Below are 16,902 nucleotides of genomic sequence, written 5' to 3' on the forward strand. Positions count from 1 at the left end.
CCACAGGTTTACTGGGTGTGTTTACCTTAGGCGGCACGCTCGCTGGCCGCCACCATCGCCGACGCCGCGAGCATCGCCCGCAACAACACCGCGCACCCCGCTGCCAGATCATCCGGCGCGGCATTCTCGATTTCGTTGTGGCTGATCCCGCCCTCGCATGGCACAAAAATCATTCCCGCCGGGCCGAGCTCGGCGAGGAAAATCGCGTCATGCCCGGCGCCACTGACGATATCCATGTGCGACAGACCCAGCCCTTTCGCTGCGCCGCGCACCGCTTCCACGCAGCCTTTTTCGAAGTACAGCGGCGGGAAGTCGGCGGTCGGGGTCAATTCGTAAGAAAGGCCGTGCTCTTCGCAGGTCGCCTCGATCACTTGTTTCACTTCGGCAATCATCGAATCCAGCCGCGCCGGCTCCAGGTGGCGAAAATCCAGAGTCATGCGCACTTCGCCGGGAATCACGTTGCGCGAGCCGGGATAGGCTTGCAGGCAGCCGACCGTGCCACAGGCGTGGGGCTGATGGCCGAGGGCGGCGCGGTTGACGGCGCCGACGATCACCGAGGCGCCGACCAGGGCGTCCTTGCGCAGGTGCATCGGCGTCGGACCGGCGTGGGCTTCGACGCCGCGCAATTTCAGGTCGAACCACTTCTGCCCGAGCGCGCCGAGTACCACGCCGATGGTTTTCTCTTCGTCCTCGAGAATCGGGCCTTGCTCGATGTGCGCTTCGAAATAGGCGCCGACCGCGTGCCCGCTGACCTTGCGCGGGCCGGCATAGCCGATTGCATTCAGTGCTTCGCCGACCGTGACGCCGTCGGCATCGACCTTGGCGAGGGTTTCTTCGAGGGTGAATTTCTCGGCGAAGACCCCGGAACCCATCATGCACGGGGCGAAGCGTGAGCCTTCTTCGTTGGTCCAGACCACCACTTCCAGCGGCGCTTCGGTTTCCACGCCAAGGTCGTTGAGGGTGCGCAGCACTTCGACGCCGGCGAGCACGCCGAAGCAGCCGTCGAACTTGCCGCCGGTGGGCTGGGTGTCGATGTGGCTGCCGGTCATGACCGGCGGCAGGTTCGGGTTGCGCCCGGCACGCCGGGCGAAAATGTTGCCGACGGCATCGACCGTGACGTTGCAACCGGCGTCCTTGCACCACTGCACGAACAGGTCGCGCGCCTGGCGGTCGAGGTCGGTCAGGGCCAGGCGACAGACGCCGCCCTTGACCGTGGCGCCGAGTTTCGCCAGTTCCATGAGCGAGGCCCAGAGGCGATCGCGATTGATGTGCTGATGGGTGGATTGCAGAACGTCTACGGCTGCGTTCATGGGGATCTCCTCAATGCTGATGCCGATAGTACCCACGCTCTGCGTGGGCATTCATCCATGGACGCTCTGCGTCCGCTGTTGGGACGCAGAGCGTCCCGGGCTGCGTTCCCACGCAGAGCGTGGGAACGATCAGTTTCGGCGGTGTATGGAGCATCTCCTTCGCGAGCAGGCTCGCTCCCACAGTCAGAATGCATTTCCAATGTGGGAGCGAGCCTGCTCGCGAAAAGGCCTTGCTCACACCGCTGTTTTCACGGCAGAAGGCTGCGCCCGCATCACGCACAACCCGTAATAAATAATTCCGCCCAACGCCGAGCCGGTGAACCAGCCATAGCTGTAGAACCAGCTGAACGCGTCGCTGCCCAGCGACAGCAGAGTCAGCGCCACCGGCACGCCAAAGGCGAGAAAACCGGCCCAGTTCCACGCCGGATACACGTCATCGCGGTACAGCCCGGCGAGGTCCAGTCGCTGTTTCTTGATCAGGAAATAATCCACCACCATGATCCCGGCGATCGGCCCGAGCAGGCTCGAGTAGCCCAGCAGCCAGTTTGAGTACACGGTTTCCAGGCTGATGTCGGAAACGATCAGGCCAAGCTTTTTCAGCAGTTCATGGCCCATCAGCACCAGCCCGACCAGACCGGTGAGCAACACCGCTTTGGTGCGGTTGATCACCTTCGGCGCGATGTTCTGGAAGTCATTGGTTGGCGAGACGATATTGGCGGCGGTGTTGGTCGACAGTGTGGCAACGATGATCAGCGCCATGGCCACCGCCACCCACACCGGGCTCTGGATATGCCCGATCAGCGTGACCGGGTCGGACACGGTGACGCCGACCAGTTTCACCGATGCGGCGGTCATCACCACGCCCAGCGCAGCGAAGAGAAACATGGTCAGCGGCAGACCGAAAATCTGCCCGAGGATCTGATCCTTCTGGCTCTTGGCGTAGCGACTGAAGTCGGGAATGTTCAGCGACAGCGTGGCCCAGAAGCCGACCATTGCCGTCAGCCCTGCCGCGAAATAACTGACCACGCTGGCGCCTTCCGGACGCTTGGGCGGGATCGCCAGCAACTCAGTCATCGACACATTGGGCATCGCCCACACCAGCAGGCCGATGCCCACCGCCACCAACAACGGCGCCGACAAGGTTTCCAGCCATTTGATCGACTCGGCGCCGCGAATCACCACCCACAGATTCAGCGCCCAGAACACCATGAAACCGATCACCTCGCCGGTGCCGCCGAGGGATTTCCAGCCCTCGAACACCGAGCCGAGGAACAGGTGGATCGCCAGTCCGCCGAACATGGTCTGGATACCGAACCAGCCACACGCCACCAACGCGCGAATCAGGCACGGCACGTTGGAACCGAGAATGCCGAACGACGAGCGCAGCAGCACCGGAAACGGAATGCCGTACTTGGTGCCCGGGAAGGCGTTGAGGGTCAGTGGAATCAACACAATGACGTTGGCAAACAGAATCGCCAGCAGCGCTTCGCCGACGCTCAAGCCGAAATACGCGGTGAGCACGCCGCCGAGGGTGTAGGTCGGCACGCAAATCGACATCCCGACCCACAGCGCGGTGATGTGCCATTTGTTCCAGGTGCGTTCGCGCACCTTGGTCGGTGCCATGTCGTGGTTGTAACGGGGGCTGTCGAGGACGTCGTTGCCGGCTTCGAGCTCGAACAAGCCGTCGCGCTCGGTCACTTGTGATCTGGTCTGTTGCATGGCCGCTCCACTGTTCTTCTGATTATTTTTTGCTCATCAGGCGGCGAGCGCATACGGCGCCAGCCGGACGATGGCCGGAGGAACTGACAACTTTCACGCACCGGCCATGGTGTCAGCGGCGGCATCAATAAACGTGCCGGGTCTGGCGCTGAACGCTTGGGCGGTGCACTGCACGCTTTGCAACTTTCTGATATTCATCAGTTTTAATTGAATATTCGCTGAGTCCGGGAAAACTTGTCTGAACGCTCAGGCTAAACGTCGGGCAAGTTGTCCGAAGTGTCAGGACTCAAACTGGTGCACTGCATTTATTTTTGTCGGTGAACCCGCAACCGCAGCACAACTTCAAGCGGCTGATTTCACATAGGAAATCTTGCTCATATTTCCATCCTGTCAAGTGCGTCAAAATGGTGAGCGCCCTACCCATTTTGGTGATTTCTCGTTTTTATCTTTATTTATCAATAGCTTGAAACAGCTATAAGCTTATAAAAAATATTCTTGATCATTCTTGAAATCGCGACTAGTTTCTATTCCTGACAGCGATGACAGGAATACGAACTGCGCCGCTGTACTTCAATAAAACATTTAGAACCGGCACAAGTCGGTCATGCCTGCGAGGAATCCGGAATGTCTCTGTTGATCCGTGGCGCCACCGTTGTTACCCATGATGAAAGTTACCGCGCCGACGTCTATTGCGCTGACGGCGTGATCAAAGCCATTGGTGAAAACCTCGACATTCCCGCCGGCGCAGAAGTGCTCGACGGCAGTGGCCAGTACCTGATGCCCGGCGGCATCGATCCGCATACGCACATGCAGTTGCCGTTCATGGGCACCGTTGCCAGCGAAGATTTCTACAGCGGCACCGCTGCCGGTCTGGCCGGCGGCACTACCTCGATCATTGACTTCGTCATTCCCAATCCGCAGCAATCGCTGATGGAAGCGTTTCATCAGTGGCGCGGCTGGGCACAAAAGTCCGCGTCGGACTATGGCTTCCACGTCGCAATCACCTGGTGGAGCGAGCAGGTGCGCGAGGAAATGGCCGAGTTGGTCAGCCACCACGGCATCAACAGCTTCAAGCATTTCATGGCCTACAAGAACGCGATCATGGCCGCCGACGACACTCTGGTGGCGAGTTTCGAGCGCTGCCTGGAACTCGGTGCGGTGCCGACCGTGCACGCGGAAAATGGCGAGCTGGTCTATCACCTGCAACGCAAGCTGATGGCTCAGGGCATTACCGGGCCGGAAGCGCATCCGCTGTCGCGACCTTCGCAGGTCGAAGGTGAAGCCGCGAGCCGGGCGATCCGTATCGCCGAAACCATCGGCACGCCGTTGTACCTGGTGCACGTTTCCACCAAGGAAGCCCTCGACGAAATCACCTACGCACGCAGCAAGGGCCAGCCGGTTTACGGCGAGGTCCTGGCCGGGCATCTGCTGCTCGACGACAGCGTCTATCAACACCCGGACTGGCAGACCGCCGCCGGCTACGTGATGAGCCCGCCGTTCCGTCCGCGCGGCCATCAGGAGGCGCTGTGGCACGGGCTGCAGAACGGCAATCTGCACACCACCGCCACCGACCACTGCTGCTTTTGCGCCGAGCAGAAAGCCGCCGGGCGCGACGACTTCAGCAAGATTCCCAACGGCACCGCCGGCATCGAAGACCGCATGGCAGTGTTGTGGGATGAAGGCGTCAACTCCGGACGATTGTCGATGCAGGATTTCGTCGCGCTGACCTCCACCAACACCGCGAAGATTTTCAATCTCTATCCACGCAAAGGTGCGATCCGCGTGGGCGCCGATGCCGATTTGGTGCTGTGGGATCCGCAAGGCACACGGACCATTTCCGCCAAGACCCACCATCAGCAGGTGGACTTCAACATCTTCGAAGGCAAGACCGTGCGCGGCGTGCCGAGCCACACCGTCAGCCAGGGCCGCGTGGTCTGGGCCGACGGCGACCTGCGCGCCGAACGCGGCGCCGGACGCTACATCGAACGGCCGGCCTATCCGGCGGTGTTTGATTTGTTGAGCAAGCGGGCGGAGTTGCATAAACCGACTGCCGTTAAACGCTGACCCCTAGTGATCGTTCCCATGCTCTGCGTGGGAATGCAGCCCGGGACGCTCTGCGTCCCATTGGAACGCAGAGCGTCCCTTGAGGCATTCCCACGCAGAGCGTGGGAACGATCAACCACTGCCCACCAGAGGCAGCACCTCAATTAGCCATGAGGCCATGAACCGTGATCGAGACCCTGAACCACCTCCCCCACCCGCACGAAAGCGCGGCCGCCCTCGCCGGCCATTTCACTGATCTGGCGCCGCCGCTCAATACCCGGCAGGCGCATCTGGAAGCCTCGCGCTGCCTGTATTGCTACGACGCGCCTTGCGTCAATGCGTGCCCCAGCGAAATCGATATCCCGTCGTTCATCCGCAACATCCATCAAGACAACGTCCAAGGCGCGGCGCAGAAAATCCTGTCGGCAAACATCCTCGGCGGCAGTTGCGCGCGGGTCTGTCCGACGGAAATCCTCTGCCAGCAGGCCTGCGTGCGCAACAACGCGCAGGAATGCGCGCCGGTGCTGATTGGTTTGCTGCAACGCTATGCCGTGGACAACGCGCATTTCGCCGAGCATCCGTTCCAGCGCGCCCCGGCCACGGGCAAACGTATCGCCGTGGTCGGCGCCGGGCCGGCCGGGTTGTCCTGCGCCCATCGCAGCGCGATGCACGGGCATGATGTGGTGATTTTCGAAGCACGGGAAAAGGCCGGCGGGCTCAACGAGTACGGCATCGCCAAGTACAAACTGGTCGATGACTACGCGCAGAAGGAGCTGGACTTTCTCCTGCAGATTGGCGGGATAGAAATCCGCCACGGCCAGAAACTCGGCGCAAACCTCACCCTCAGCGAACTGCATCAGCAGTTTGACGCGGTATTCCTCGGCCTCGGCCTGAATGCCAGCAAGCAACTCGGTCTGGCCCACGAAGACGCGCCGGGCCTGCTCGCCGCCACCGATTACATCCGCGAACTGCGCCAGGCCGATGACCTCACGCAGTTGCCCTTGGCCGAACGCTGCATCGTTCTCGGCGCTGGCAACACCGCGATCGACATGGCCGTGCAGATGGCCCGCCTCGGCGCGCGCGACGTCAATCTGGTGTATCGCCGTGGTGCGGCAGACATGGGCGCCACCCACCATGAGCAGGACATCGCCAAAGCCAATCAGGTGCGATTGCTGACCTGGGCGCAGCCGGAGCAGGTGTTGCTCGATGATCAGGGCCGCGTGCGCGGCATGCGTTTCGCCCGCACCGATCTGGTTGAAGGGCGTCTGCAAACCACCGGAGAAACCTTTGAGCTGGCTGCCGATGCGATCTTCAAAGCGATCGGCCAGAGCTTCGATGACAGCACCCTCAGCGATCCGTTGGCGCGCGAACTCAAGCGTCAGGGCGAACGCATCGCGGTCGATGAAAACCTGCGCACCAGCGTCCCCGGCGTGTATGCCGGCGGCGACTGCACCAGTCTCGATCAGGACCTCACCGTGCAAGCAGTGCAGCACGGCAAACGCGCCGCCGAGGCGATCAACGCTCAACTGATGCTCAACGTGGAGGCTGCGTAAATGGCCGATCTCTCGATAGTCTTCGCCGGTATCAAAGCGCCCAACCCGTTCTGGCTGGCCTCCGCGCCGCCCACCGACAAGGCCTACAACGTGGTCCGCGCCTTCGAAGCGGGCTGGGGTGGCGTGGTCTGGAAAACCCTCGGTGAGGATCCGGCGGCGGTCAACGTTTCCTCGCGTTATTCGGCGCATTACGGTGCCAATCGCGAAGTGCTGGGCATCAACAACATTGAACTGATCACCGACCGCTCGCTGGAAATCAACCTGCGCGAAATCACCCAGGTGAAGAAGGACTGGCCGGATCGCGCGCTGATCGTGTCGCTGATGGTGCCGTGTGTCGAGGAGTCGTGGAAACACATCCTGCCGCTGGTCGAGGCCACCGGCGCCGACGGCATCGAACTCAACTTCGGCTGTCCCCACGGCATGCCCGAACGCGGCATGGGCGCGGCGGTCGGCCAAGTGCCGGAGTATGTCGAACAGGTGACGCGCTGGTGCAAGACATACTGCTCGCTGCCGGTGATCGTCAAACTCACCCCGAACATCACCGACATCCGCGTCGCTGCCCGTGCGGCGCATCGTGGTGGCGCCGATGCGGTGTCGCTGATCAACACGATCAACTCGATCACCAGCGTCGACCTGGACCATATGGTCGCCCTGCCCACCGTCGGCAGCAAAAGCACCCACGGCGGTTATTGCGGTTCGGCGGTCAAGCCGATTGCGCTGAACATGGTCGCGGAAATCGCCCGTGATCCGCAGACCCAGGGCTTGCCGATCTGCGGCATCGGCGGCATCGGCAGCTGGCGCGACGCGGCGGAGTTCATGGCGCTGGGCAGCGGCGCGGTGCAGGTGTGCACGGCGGCGATGCTGCATGGTTTTCGCATTGTCGACGAGATGAAGGACGGCTTGTCGCGGTGGATGGACAGCCAGGGTTACGCCAATATCGCCGAGTTTTCCGGGCGCGCCGTGGGCAACACCACGGATTGGAAGTACCTCGATATCAACTACCAGGTGATCGCGAAGATCGACCAAGAGGCGTGCATCGGTTGCGGGCGTTGCCACATTGCTTGCGAAGACACGTCACACCAGGCGATCGGCAGTTTGAAACAGGCCGACGGTACGCATAAATATGAAGTGATCGATGAGGAATGTGTGGGCTGCAATCTGTGCCAGATCACCTGCCCCGTGGCCGACTGCATCGAGATGGTACCGATGGAAACGGGCAAGCCGTTTCTGGACTGGAATCATGATCCGCGCAATCCCTACCACGTCGCGGTTTAATTGATCGTCCCCACGCGGAGCGTGGGAACGATCAAATCCATAATCGACACGGTCTTTCAGGTCGATGTACCTCTCAATACACCTCGGTCGGCCCCCTCTCCCTCTGGGAGAGGGCTGGGGTGAGGGTAAGCCCTTGATGGTGCTCTTCAAGGCTCCAGCCCGATCCCGCGCAAAATCACACCTGTCACGGTCTGCACCGCACGCTCGAACTGCATATCCGACAACGGCTGGTGATCATTGAGAATATTCACCTGATGATCAAAGTCGGCGTAGTGCTGGGTCGACGCCCAGATCATGTACAGCAAACCCGACGGCTCCACCGGCAGGATCCGCTTGTCCTCGACCCACTGGCGAATCTTCGCCTCCTTCATCTTCGCCCAGTCATACAGGCTCGCATCCAGCGCTTCGCCCAGGGTCGGCGCGCCGTGGATGATCTCGTTGGCCCAGACTTTCGAGCCATAGGGCCGGCTGCGCGAATGATTCATCTTGGCGCGGATGTAACTGCTCAGCACCACGCGCGGGTCGTCGAACATCTCGAAGCACAGCGCGTCCTGCTTCCACACTTCCAGCAGATCGAACAGCACTGCGCTGTACAGCTCGCTCTTGGTGCTGAAGTAGTAATGCAGATTGGAACGCGGCAACTGCACTTCGGCAGCGATGTCCGCCATGGCGGTGCTGCCGAAGCCTTTTTCGGCGAAAACCTTTTCCGCCGCTAGCAGGATTTTCTCGACGTTACTGCGGCGAATCTCGATCTTGTGATTGCCCATGTGGGCTCCCTGACAACAGCGTTGCGCAAGACTAGCATCCGCTCTGATCCGGGCGCGACCGCCGCCAACAAAACTTCACAGGTGCAGGCGCTATGGCACAGCGCTCACACCGATAGGCGTTGGTTCACTCACGCCCAAATTGCCTTCGACCTGCCCGGCCATGTGCAACGTGCCGGCCATCACGCCCGTGGTCGGATTTTGCAGCAGCTTCTGCCAGGCCTTGTCGAAGGTGTTGCCGAGGCTGCTGCGAATCAGCGCTTCACTGTCAGGGCGGTCGTTGGCCTGGATGATTGCGCGTATGCCGGCCACGCCGACCGAAATCATCGCCCCGGCCAGTTTCCCCGCCGCTGCCGCCACCGCACTGGCGGCGCCGCGCGGGGCCATTTCGGCTTCGATGCGCTGGCTGGCGCGCTTGGCCACCGGGGCCATGGCTGCTTCGGTGGAAGAGATGCCCTTGGCGCCGCCGTCGGTGTGGATCTTGTCGATCAGCGCGGCGTACGCCGGGAGGGTGTTCAGCGGCTCGGTGCTGATGACTTTGAACAGCGAAGCATCCCGCGCCGGCGGCGGGCCGAGGGCGATGGCCGGGATCTTCTGCAAGCGTCCGTTGAGCTGCGCAATCGGCACACCGTGACGCTGGGCGATGAGCGGCATCTGCTGCGCCATCAACTGCGCATAGAACGCCGTGGCCTGCGCCAGAATCGCATCCGGATCGATCTCCACTGCTACCGGCGCGAGGACTTTTTCCTGATATTGCTCAAGCAGATACGCCGCCAGCCGTTTCGCCGAAGCATCCTGCTCACCGCCGGCGCTGATCGTGTACCAACTGACCTTCATCGACAGCCATTCCTGGGTCCAGTAGCTGCTGAACCAAGGGATGAAATTTTCTTCAGTTTGCTGATAGACCCGAGTGCGCCAATGTTCCATCGAGCCACGGGCGAACAGCTTGACCTGCTCGGTGGCCTGTTGCGATGCGCTGAGGATCTCGCGGTCGATCTGCTGCCAGGTTTGCGCCGACACCACCACCGCCTGCGGCGCGCTCACCGGCGCCCGAGCCGAGGAGGCGCAGCCGGCCAGCAGAAACAGTGCGGCGACGACCAGCGCGCGTGGGTTCACGGTGGTGGTGTCCTTTGGCTTGGGGAGGTGCAGGTTTGAGTATAGGCAGGTCAGTCGATTCCGATGCTGAAGGTTCCGGCCTCTTCGCGAGCAGGCTCGCTCCCACATTTGAAATGTGTTGCACCTGTGGGAGCGAGCCTGCTCGCGAAGGCGCCATCAGCAGCACCGCAAACCTCAACCATCACCACCATCGATATCCACCATCGCCACGATTGCCTTCCGCCCTCCCATGATGAAAGGCACGATTGACTCATCCGAAACACAACGAGGCGTTCACATCATGATCCACACCCAAGTCACCCTCTCCGTGAGTTTCCCGGTGTTCGGCAGCAACTACTACCAACAGCACGTCGTGCCGCGCAAGGCGCAGACACTGGTGTTCAACGAAGATTTCGACGATCTGCTGATGCCCGCCGCCAGCAATCATTTCAGCAATGAAGTGGTCGGCCTCAACAATCAGTTCCGTTTTCTGAGCGACATACTCGCCACCCATCTGCTCGATCACGAGGCCCCGGTGCCTGCGCGATCCCGCGTCCAGGCGAACGCTCGTTTTTTCAACTGAAGGCTGATGCACAGAGGGCGTTCCTTTAACGGGAACGCCCTCTGCTTTCAATCAGTCATCATCGCGATCACGGTGATAACGACGGCCATCGCGGCGGTCGTCATCGCGGTCGTCCCAACGCCGGTCATGGTCGTAATAGCGGCCGTGGTCGCGGTCGTAGTGCCGGCCATGCCGGTGGTCATCATCAAAATCCGCAATACAGCCGCTCAGCAATACGGCGGCGGTCACAGTGAGCAGCATCGTTGTCGCTTGCTTCATTCAACACTTCCCTAAAACCCAAGGTCTTGACGACGGAAATCGCCACGCTGCCCGCGTCTTCGGGACGCAGTGCGCGCAGCCGCAGATACGACCGGGCAAAAGCACGTTGATTCAGTGGCCACTATCGACCGTTGGTCGGCCCGTTCGCCATGCCCGAACGGCGGCGGAATGCCACCTATACTGCTTGCAACCAACCCCCATGCAATGGATCTGCGCCCTCAATAACAATAAGCAGAGGTGGACCATGGTCTGGCAGCAAATCTACGACCCGTTCGGCAACCCGGTGCTCTCCACGCTGATGGCCGCGGTGCCGGTGGTGGTGATGCTCGCGGCGCTGGCGTTCTTTCACGTCAAGGCACATCTGGCAGCCTTGCTGGCGCTCGCGTCCGCCCTGCTGATCTCGATCTTCGCCTTCGACATGCCAGCGGGCATGGCCGGCTCGGCCGCGCTGTTCGGCGCGGCGAATGGCTTGCTGCCGATCGGCTGGATCGTCCTCAACATCATCTTTCTGCATCGCCTGACCACCGAAAACGGTTCGTTCAAAGTGTTGCAGGATTCCCTCGCGCGCATCACCGATGATCGACGTCTGCAATTGCTGCTGATCGCCTTCTGTTTCGGTGCGTTCTTCGAAGGCGCGGCAGGCTTTGGCACGCCGGTGGCGGTGACCGGTGCGATTCTGATCGGCCTGGGTTTTTCGCCATTGGCCGCATCGGGCCTGGCGCTGATCGCCAACACTGCGCCAGTGGCTTTCGGTGCGCTGGGCACGCCGATCATCACCCTGGCCAAAGTCACCGGGCTGGACGAGATGGAGCTGTCGATGATGGTCGGGCGGCAGTTGCCGTTCTTCTCGGTGCTGGTGCCGTTCTGGTTGATCTGGGCCTTTGCCGGGTGGCGCAAGATGCTCGAGGTGTGGCCGGCGATTCTGGTGGCCGGGGTGAGTTTCGCCATCCCGCAATTTCTCGTGTCCAACTACCACGGGCCGATGCTGGTGGACGTCATCGCTGCGCTGATTTCCATGGCCTGTCTGACGCTGTTCCTCAAGGTGTGGAAACCGGCGACGATCCATACCTCGGCGGCGCTGTCCGGGCGCGTCGACAACTCCAAGGTCGACGAAGAAACAGTCACCGCCAGCGCCGCGTTCAGCGATCAGGCGCGCCCGGCAGTGATGCGCGCGTGGATGCCGTGGATCATTCTCACGGTGTTCGTGTTTGCCTGGGGCACCCAGGGCTTCAAGAACATGTTCGATACGCGCCCGGTGATCGACCCGGTCACGCAATCGGCCAAGCTCGACCCGCAAGGCAAACCGGTGCGCGAGGCCAATCCGATCTTCGCCCCGGCGGTGCCCTTCACCGGTCTGCATCTGCAAATAGAAAAAGTGCCGCCCGTGGTCGCGGCGCCGAAAGCCGAGGAAGCGATTTACAAATTCACTTGGCTGACCGCGACCGGCAGCGGGATCTTGCTGGCGGCGATCGTTGGCGGCTTGCTGATGGGTTATTCGATCCCGCAATTGATCAAGCAGTACCTGCGCACATTGTGGGTGGTGCGGTTTTCACTGATCACGATTGCGGCGATGCTCGCGCTGGGCTTCCTCACCCGCTATTCGGGACTGGATGCGACCATGGGCCTGGCGTTTGCGGCGACGGGGATTTTCTACCCGATGTTCGGCACGCTGCTCGGCTGGCTGGGGGTGGCGCTGACTGGTTCCGATACCGCGTCAAACGTGCTGTTTGGCGGATTGCAACGGGTCACCTCGGAACAGCTGGGTATCAGTCCGGTGCTGATGGCGGCAGCGAACAGTTCCGGTGGGGTGATGGGCAAAATGGTCGACGCGCAGTCGATCGTTGTCGCCTCCACCGCGACCCGTTGGTACGGGCATGAGGGCGAGATCCTGCGTTACGTGTTCTTCCACTCGATCGTGCTGGCGATTCTGGTCGGCGGGCTGGTGACGTTGCAGGCGTATGTCGCACCGTTTACCTCGATGGTGGTGGGTGGGCCATAACTGCAAAACACAACTCCACTGTGGGAGCGAGCCTGCTCGCGAAGAGGTCGGCAGATCCAGCAGCGGCTGGGTCTGACCCGACGCTTTCGCGAGCAGGCTCGCTCCCACAGGCCAATTGATGAGTTCAGCACATAACTCTATAGCGCAAATCCGACAAAACCTTTTCCCCTCTCCGGCGGTCACTCCTTTTACGAGACTGGCATGCATGCCGGCGCGCCCGTTTGGGCCTTTTGCAATCCTGCCGCCCGATGAGAGAAAAGGAATCGAACCATGCCGATTTCCCGACGCAATTTCATGATCCTCGGCGCCGTAACCGCGACGGCGTTCGCTATGCCCCCCTTTATCAGCCTCAAGGCCTACGCGGCCAGTCTGGAGCAACCGGCCATGAGTCAAGTTACCCTGCAAGTCAACGGTAAACCGCAAACCCTCGAAGTAGACACCCGCACCACTCTGCTCGACGCCTTGCGCGAACACCTGCACCTGACCGGCACCAAGAAAGGCTGCGACCACGGCCAGTGCGGCGCCTGCACGGTGATCGCCGACGGTCGGCGGATCAACTCCTGTCTGACCCTGGCGGTGATGCACGACGGCAGTGAGGTGACCACCATCGAAGGCCTCGGCATGCCGGACAAGCTGCACCCGATGCAGGCCGCGTTCATCAAGCACGACGGTTATCAGTGCGGCTATTGCACGCCGGGGCAGATCTGCTCGGCGGTCGCCGTGCTCAAGGAAATCCGCGACGGCATTCCCAGCCACGTCAGCCCGAGCCTGACCGAGCCGCCGAAGCTGATCGCCGCCGAACTGCAGGAGCGCATGAGCGGCAATATCTGCCGCTGTGGCGCTTACTCGAACATCATCGAAGCCATCACTGAAGTCGCGGAGGTGCCGGCATGAGAGCCTTCAATTACAGCCGCGCCGACTCACCTGCCGCAGCCGCTTCCCAGGCTGCGCACGTCGAAGGCGCCAAGTTCATCGCCGGCGGCACCAACCTGCTCGACCTGATGAAACTCGACATCGAAACCCCGGTGCACCTGATCGACATCAACCACCTCGGCCTGGACCAGATCGAGGCCACCCCCGAGGGCGGGCTGCGCATCGGCGCGCTGGTGCGCAACACCGATCTGGCCGCCGACGCGCGCGTGCGCAAGGACTACGCCCTGCTCTCCCGCGCCTTGCTCGCCGGGGCTTCCGGACAGTTGCGCAACATGGCGACCACCGCCGGCAACCTGCTGCAACGCACCCGCTGCCCGTACTTCTACGACACCCACCAGGCGTGCAACAAACGCAATCCGGGCAGCGGCTGCGCGGCGATCGGCGGGGTCACCCGGCAGTTGGGGATCATCGGCGTCAGCGACGCTTGCATCGCCACCCACCCGAGCGACATGGCCATCGCCATGCGCGCGCTGGATGCGCAGATCGAAACGGTCAAGCCTGACGGCAGCACGCGCAGCATTCCCATGGCCGATTTCCATCAGTTGCCGGGCAGCACGCCGCACATCGAAACCAGCCTCACGCCCGGCGAATTCATTACCGCCGTGAGCCTGCCGGCGCCGGTTGGCGGCACGCACATTTATCACAAGGTGCGGGATCGCTCGTCTTACGCGTTTGCCCTGGTCTCGGTCGGTCTGATCCTGCAAAAGGACGGCACCGGCCGCGTCGCCGTCGGCGGCATTGCGCCGAAACCGTGGCGGGTCGAAGCCGCTGAAGCGTTGCTGCCCAAGGGTGCCAAAGCAGTCAGTGAACGCCTGCTTGAAGGCGCGACGCCCACCGATGACAACCAATTCAAACTGACACTGGTCGAGCGCACGCTGGCCTCGGTGTTGGCGCAAGCGAGGGAAACCGCATGAAATTCGACACGCCCGCCACCACCAATCCCATCGACCGCCTGAAGGTCGTCGGCCAGCCCACCGAGCGCGTCGAAGGCCCGCTGAAAACCAGCGGCCAGGCCACTTACGCCTACGAACAACATGAAGCGGCGGCCAATCAGGCCTACGGCTTCATGGTCGATTCGGCGATCGCCAAAGGGCGGATCAAAGCCATTCATCTGGGCGAGGCCAAAGCGGCGCCCGGCGTGCTCGCGATCGTTACTGCCGAGAATGCCGGCAAGCTCGACAAGGGTGATTACAACGCTGCGCATCTGCTCGCTGGTCCCGAAGTGCAGCATTACCAGCAAGCCGTTGCATTGGTGGTTGCCGAGACCTTCGAACAGGCCCGCGCCGCCGCGCAATTGGTCAAGGTCGATTACGAAACCACCGAGGGCAAGTTCGATCTGGCCAGCGTCAAAGACCTCGGCGTCGAGCCGAAAGACGAGCTGCCCGACGTCAATCACGGCGACTTCGACAAGGCCTTCACCGCCGCACCGGTGCAGTTCGATCAGACCTACACCACGCCAGACCAGTCCCACGCGATGATGGAACCGCACGCCACACTGGCCGCGTGGAAAGGCGATCAACTGACCGTGTGGACATCGAACCAGATGGTCGCCTGGAGTGTCGGTGACATTGCGAAAACCCTCGGCCTGCCGAAGGAAAAAGTCCGATTGGTCTCGCCGTACATCGGCGGTGGTTTCGGCGGCAAACTGTTTATTCGCGCCGACGTGATCCTCGCCGCTCTCGGCGCGCGCATGGCGGGGCGGCCGGTGAAAGTCGCCCTCGCCCGCCCGCAAATGGCCAACAACACCACCCATCGCCCGGCAACGATTCAGCGCATCCGCATGGCCGCCACGGCGGACGGCAAGCTGACCGCCATCGCCCATGAAGGCTGGTCAGGCAACCTTGCTGACGGCAAGGTTGAACTGGCCGCGCAACCGAGCCAGTTGCTCTACGCCGCAGAAAACCGCCGCGTCAGCATGCGCCTCGCCCCGCTCGACCTGCCCGAAGGCAACGCCATGCGCGCGCCGGGTGAAGCGCCGGGGCTGATGGTGCTGGAAATCGCCATGGATGAAATGGCCGAACAACTGAAGATGGACCCGGTGCTGTTCCGCATCGCTAACGACACTCAAGTCGACCCGGTGAAAACCGAGCGGCCGTTCTCCCAGCGTCAACTTGTCAAATGCCTGCAGATCGGCGCGGAGAAATTCGGCTGGGATCAGCGCAAGGCGCAACCGGGCAGCCGTCGTGAAGGCCGTTGGCTGATCGGCATGGGTGTGGCGGCGGCGTTTCGCAACAACCTGCTGGTCAAGTCCGGTGCCCGTGTGCGCCTGGAGCGTGACGGCAAGGTCGTCGTCGAAACCGACATGACCGATATCGGCACCGGCAGCTACACGATCATCGCGCAGACCGCTGCCGAGATGATGGGCGTTGGTCTCAGTGATGTGGTGGTGCGCCTGGGCGATTCGGACTTCCCGGTGTCGGCCGGTTCCGGTGGCCAGTTCGGCGGCAACTGCTCGACCGCCGGGGTCTACGCTGCGTGCGTGAAATTGCGCGAAGCGGTGGCGCAGAAGCTGGGGCTGGCGGCGGATCAGGCGGAGTTCGCCGATGGTCAGGTGCGCGTCGGCAGCAAGAGCCTGCCGCTGCGCAACGCGGCTGAAGGCGGTGCACTGGTCGGCGAGGACAGCATCGAGTTCGGTGATCTGGCCGAGAAATATCAGCAATCGACCTTCGGCGCGCATTTCGTCGAAGTCGCCGTCGACGCCGCCACTGGCGAAGTTCGCGTACGACGCATGCTCGCGGTGTGCGCTGCGGGGCGGATCCTCAACCCGACGTCGGCGCGCAGTCAGGTCATCGGCGCGATGACCATGGGCGTCGGCGCGGCGTTGATGGAAGAACTGGCGGTGGACAAGCGTCTGGGCTTTTTCGTCAACCATGACCTCGCCGGGTATGAGGTGCCGGTGCACGCCGACATTCCGCATCAGGAAGTGATCTTCCTCGAAGAAACCGACCCGATTTCGTCGCCGATGAAGGCCAAGGGCGTAGGTGAATTGGGGATTTGCGGCGTGAGCGCGGCGGTGGCGAATGCAATCTACAACGCCACCGGCGCGAGGGTGCGGGAGTATCCGATTACGCTGGACAAGATTCTTGATTCGTTGCCGGAGATGATCTGAAGCGAAAAGCCCCTCACCCTAGCCCTCTCCCAAAGGGAGAGGGGACCGATCCGGGTATATTCAGGATGTGCAGCGACGTGAAAGTCTTTCTGTGTATCCATAATCGCAACGGCAAGTTCAGGTCGATGCACATCGCAAGACACCTCGGTCGGCTCCCACTCCCCCGGGAGACGCCTGGGGTGAGTCGCATGCTGTTAGCGCACCTGCATGGGGTGCTAGGGGTCGAGTGGATTCACCACCACGTTTGCAGAATGCCGAACG

Annotated in this window: 13 protein-coding genes; 8 read left to right on the forward strand and 5 right to left on the reverse strand. The window is 62.0% G+C overall.

The genetic code is table 11. The features are described from left to right. Positions 1–26: 26 nt before the first annotated feature. Both NF676_RS16070 and NF676_RS16075 read right to left on the reverse strand, forming a co-directional pair. On the reverse strand, positions 27–1,310 hold the full coding sequence (locus NF676_RS16070; protein ID WP_252886377.1) for a Zn-dependent hydrolase: 1,284 nt from the start codon (positions 1,308–1,310) through the stop codon (positions 27–29). A 234-nt stretch (positions 1,311–1,544) separates the two neighbouring features. Beyond that, positions 1,545–3,029, reverse strand: coding sequence for an NCS1 family nucleobase:cation symporter-1 (locus NF676_RS16075; protein ID WP_252867800.1), 1,485 nt, complete (start codon positions 3,027–3,029; stop codon positions 1,545–1,547). Positions 3,030–3,653: 624 nt separating this feature from the next. Between NF676_RS16075 and hydA the strand changes: the two genes are divergently transcribed. The 3 genes from hydA (at position 3,654) to preA (ending at position 7,900) form a co-directional block, all read left to right on the forward strand. Continuing rightward, positions 3,654–5,093 carry a dihydropyrimidinase gene (gene hydA / locus NF676_RS16080; protein ID WP_150741059.1) on the forward strand — a complete coding sequence of 480 codons (1,440 nt, stop codon included), beginning with the start codon at positions 3,654–3,656 and terminating at the stop codon, positions 5,091–5,093. A gap of 164 nt (positions 5,094–5,257) precedes the next feature. Continuing rightward, positions 5,258–6,625 carry an NAD(P)-dependent oxidoreductase gene (locus NF676_RS16085; protein WP_252886378.1) on the forward strand — a complete coding sequence of 456 codons (1,368 nt, stop codon included), beginning with the start codon at positions 5,258–5,260 and terminating at the stop codon, positions 6,623–6,625. Next, positions 6,626–7,900: an NAD-dependent dihydropyrimidine dehydrogenase subunit PreA gene (gene preA, locus NF676_RS16090; RefSeq protein ID WP_252876496.1), complete on the forward strand. Its 1,275-nt coding sequence runs from the start codon at positions 6,626–6,628 to the stop codon at positions 7,898–7,900. A gap of 146 nt (positions 7,901–8,046) precedes the next feature. Here the strand turns inward: preA and NF676_RS16095 are convergent, their stop codons facing one another. Together NF676_RS16095 and NF676_RS16100 are read right to left on the reverse strand one after the other, a co-directional pair. Continuing rightward, complete coding sequence (locus NF676_RS16095) at positions 8,047–8,667, reverse strand: TetR/AcrR family transcriptional regulator (protein ID WP_024013291.1); 621 nt, start codon at positions 8,665–8,667, stop codon at positions 8,047–8,049. Between the two features lie 90 nt (positions 8,668–8,757). Further along, a complete protein-coding gene (locus NF676_RS16100) occupies positions 8,758–9,780 on the reverse strand; it encodes a hypothetical protein (RefSeq protein ID WP_236168641.1) in 1,023 nt (340 codons plus the stop codon). 280 nt (positions 9,781–10,060) lie between these two features. On the opposite strand from NF676_RS16100, the gene NF676_RS16105 reads away from it, so the two are divergent. Continuing rightward, positions 10,061–10,342: a hypothetical protein gene (locus tag NF676_RS16105; RefSeq protein WP_252886379.1), complete on the forward strand. Its 282-nt coding sequence runs from the start codon at positions 10,061–10,063 to the stop codon at positions 10,340–10,342. A 51-nt stretch (positions 10,343–10,393) separates the two neighbouring features. Here NF676_RS16105 and NF676_RS16110 read toward each other — a convergent pair whose 3' ends face one another. After that, on the reverse strand, positions 10,394–10,600 hold the full coding sequence (locus tag NF676_RS16110; RefSeq protein WP_016775135.1) for a hypothetical protein: 207 nt from the start codon (positions 10,598–10,600) through the stop codon (positions 10,394–10,396). 244 nt (positions 10,601–10,844) lie between these two features. On the opposite strand from NF676_RS16110, the gene NF676_RS16115 reads away from it, so the two are divergent. The 4 genes from NF676_RS16115 to paoC all read left to right on the forward strand — a co-directional run bounded on the left by NF676_RS16115 (position 10,845) and on the right by paoC (position 16,641). Continuing rightward, positions 10,845–12,599: an L-lactate permease gene (locus NF676_RS16115; RefSeq protein WP_252886380.1), complete on the forward strand. Its 1,755-nt coding sequence runs from the start codon at positions 10,845–10,847 to the stop codon at positions 12,597–12,599. Positions 12,600–12,869: 270 nt separating this feature from the next. Beyond that, positions 12,870–13,493 (forward strand): aldehyde dehydrogenase iron-sulfur subunit PaoA, encoded by a 624-nt coding sequence (gene paoA, locus NF676_RS16120; protein WP_041480864.1) that lies wholly within the window; start codon positions 12,870–12,872, stop codon positions 13,491–13,493. Continuing rightward, on the forward strand, positions 13,490–14,446 hold the full coding sequence (locus NF676_RS16125) for an FAD binding domain-containing protein (RefSeq protein ID WP_252886381.1): 957 nt from the start codon (positions 13,490–13,492) through the stop codon (positions 14,444–14,446). The genes paoA and NF676_RS16125 overlap by 4 nt, the downstream gene beginning before the upstream one ends. Next, positions 14,443–16,641: an aldehyde oxidoreductase molybdenum-binding subunit PaoC gene (paoC, locus tag NF676_RS16130; RefSeq protein ID WP_252886382.1), complete on the forward strand. Its 2,199-nt coding sequence runs from the start codon at positions 14,443–14,445 to the stop codon at positions 16,639–16,641. The genes NF676_RS16125 and paoC overlap by 4 nt, the downstream gene beginning before the upstream one ends. Positions 16,642–16,902 lie beyond the last annotated feature (261 nt).

Source organism: Pseudomonas siliginis (assembly GCF_024072275.1).
In the GTDB taxonomy this organism is placed as follows: domain Bacteria; phylum Pseudomonadota; class Gammaproteobacteria; order Pseudomonadales; family Pseudomonadaceae; genus Aquipseudomonas; species Aquipseudomonas siliginis.

Bases quoted from the DNA above. Each gene is read 5' to 3' on its own strand.
- NF676_RS16070 (WP_252886377.1), bottom strand. From the start codon at position 1,310: ATGAACGCAGCCGTAGACGTTCTGCAATCCACCCATCAGCACATCAAT.
- NF676_RS16075 (WP_252867800.1), bottom strand. From the start codon at position 3,029: ATGCAACAGACCAGATCACAAGTGACCGAGCGCGACGGCTTGTTCGAG.
- hydA (WP_150741059.1), top strand. From the start codon at position 3,654: ATGTCTCTGTTGATCCGTGGCGCCACCGTTGTTACCCATGATGAAAGT.
- preA (WP_252876496.1), top strand. From the start codon at position 6,626: ATGGCCGATCTCTCGATAGTCTTCGCCGGTATCAAAGCGCCCAACCCG.
- NF676_RS16095 (WP_024013291.1), bottom strand. From the start codon at position 8,667: ATGGGCAATCACAAGATCGAGATTCGCCGCAGTAACGTCGAGAAAATC.
- NF676_RS16105 (WP_252886379.1), top strand. From the start codon at position 10,061: ATGATCCACACCCAAGTCACCCTCTCCGTGAGTTTCCCGGTGTTCGGC.
- NF676_RS16110 (WP_016775135.1), bottom strand. From the start codon at position 10,600: ATGAAGCAAGCGACAACGATGCTGCTCACTGTGACCGCCGCCGTATTG.
- NF676_RS16115 (WP_252886380.1), top strand. From the start codon at position 10,845: ATGGTCTGGCAGCAAATCTACGACCCGTTCGGCAACCCGGTGCTCTCC.
- paoA (WP_041480864.1), top strand. From the start codon at position 12,870: ATGCCGATTTCCCGACGCAATTTCATGATCCTCGGCGCCGTAACCGCG.
- NF676_RS16125 (WP_252886381.1), top strand. From the start codon at position 13,490: ATGAGAGCCTTCAATTACAGCCGCGCCGACTCACCTGCCGCAGCCGCT.
- paoC (WP_252886382.1), top strand. From the start codon at position 14,443: ATGAAATTCGACACGCCCGCCACCACCAATCCCATCGACCGCCTGAAG.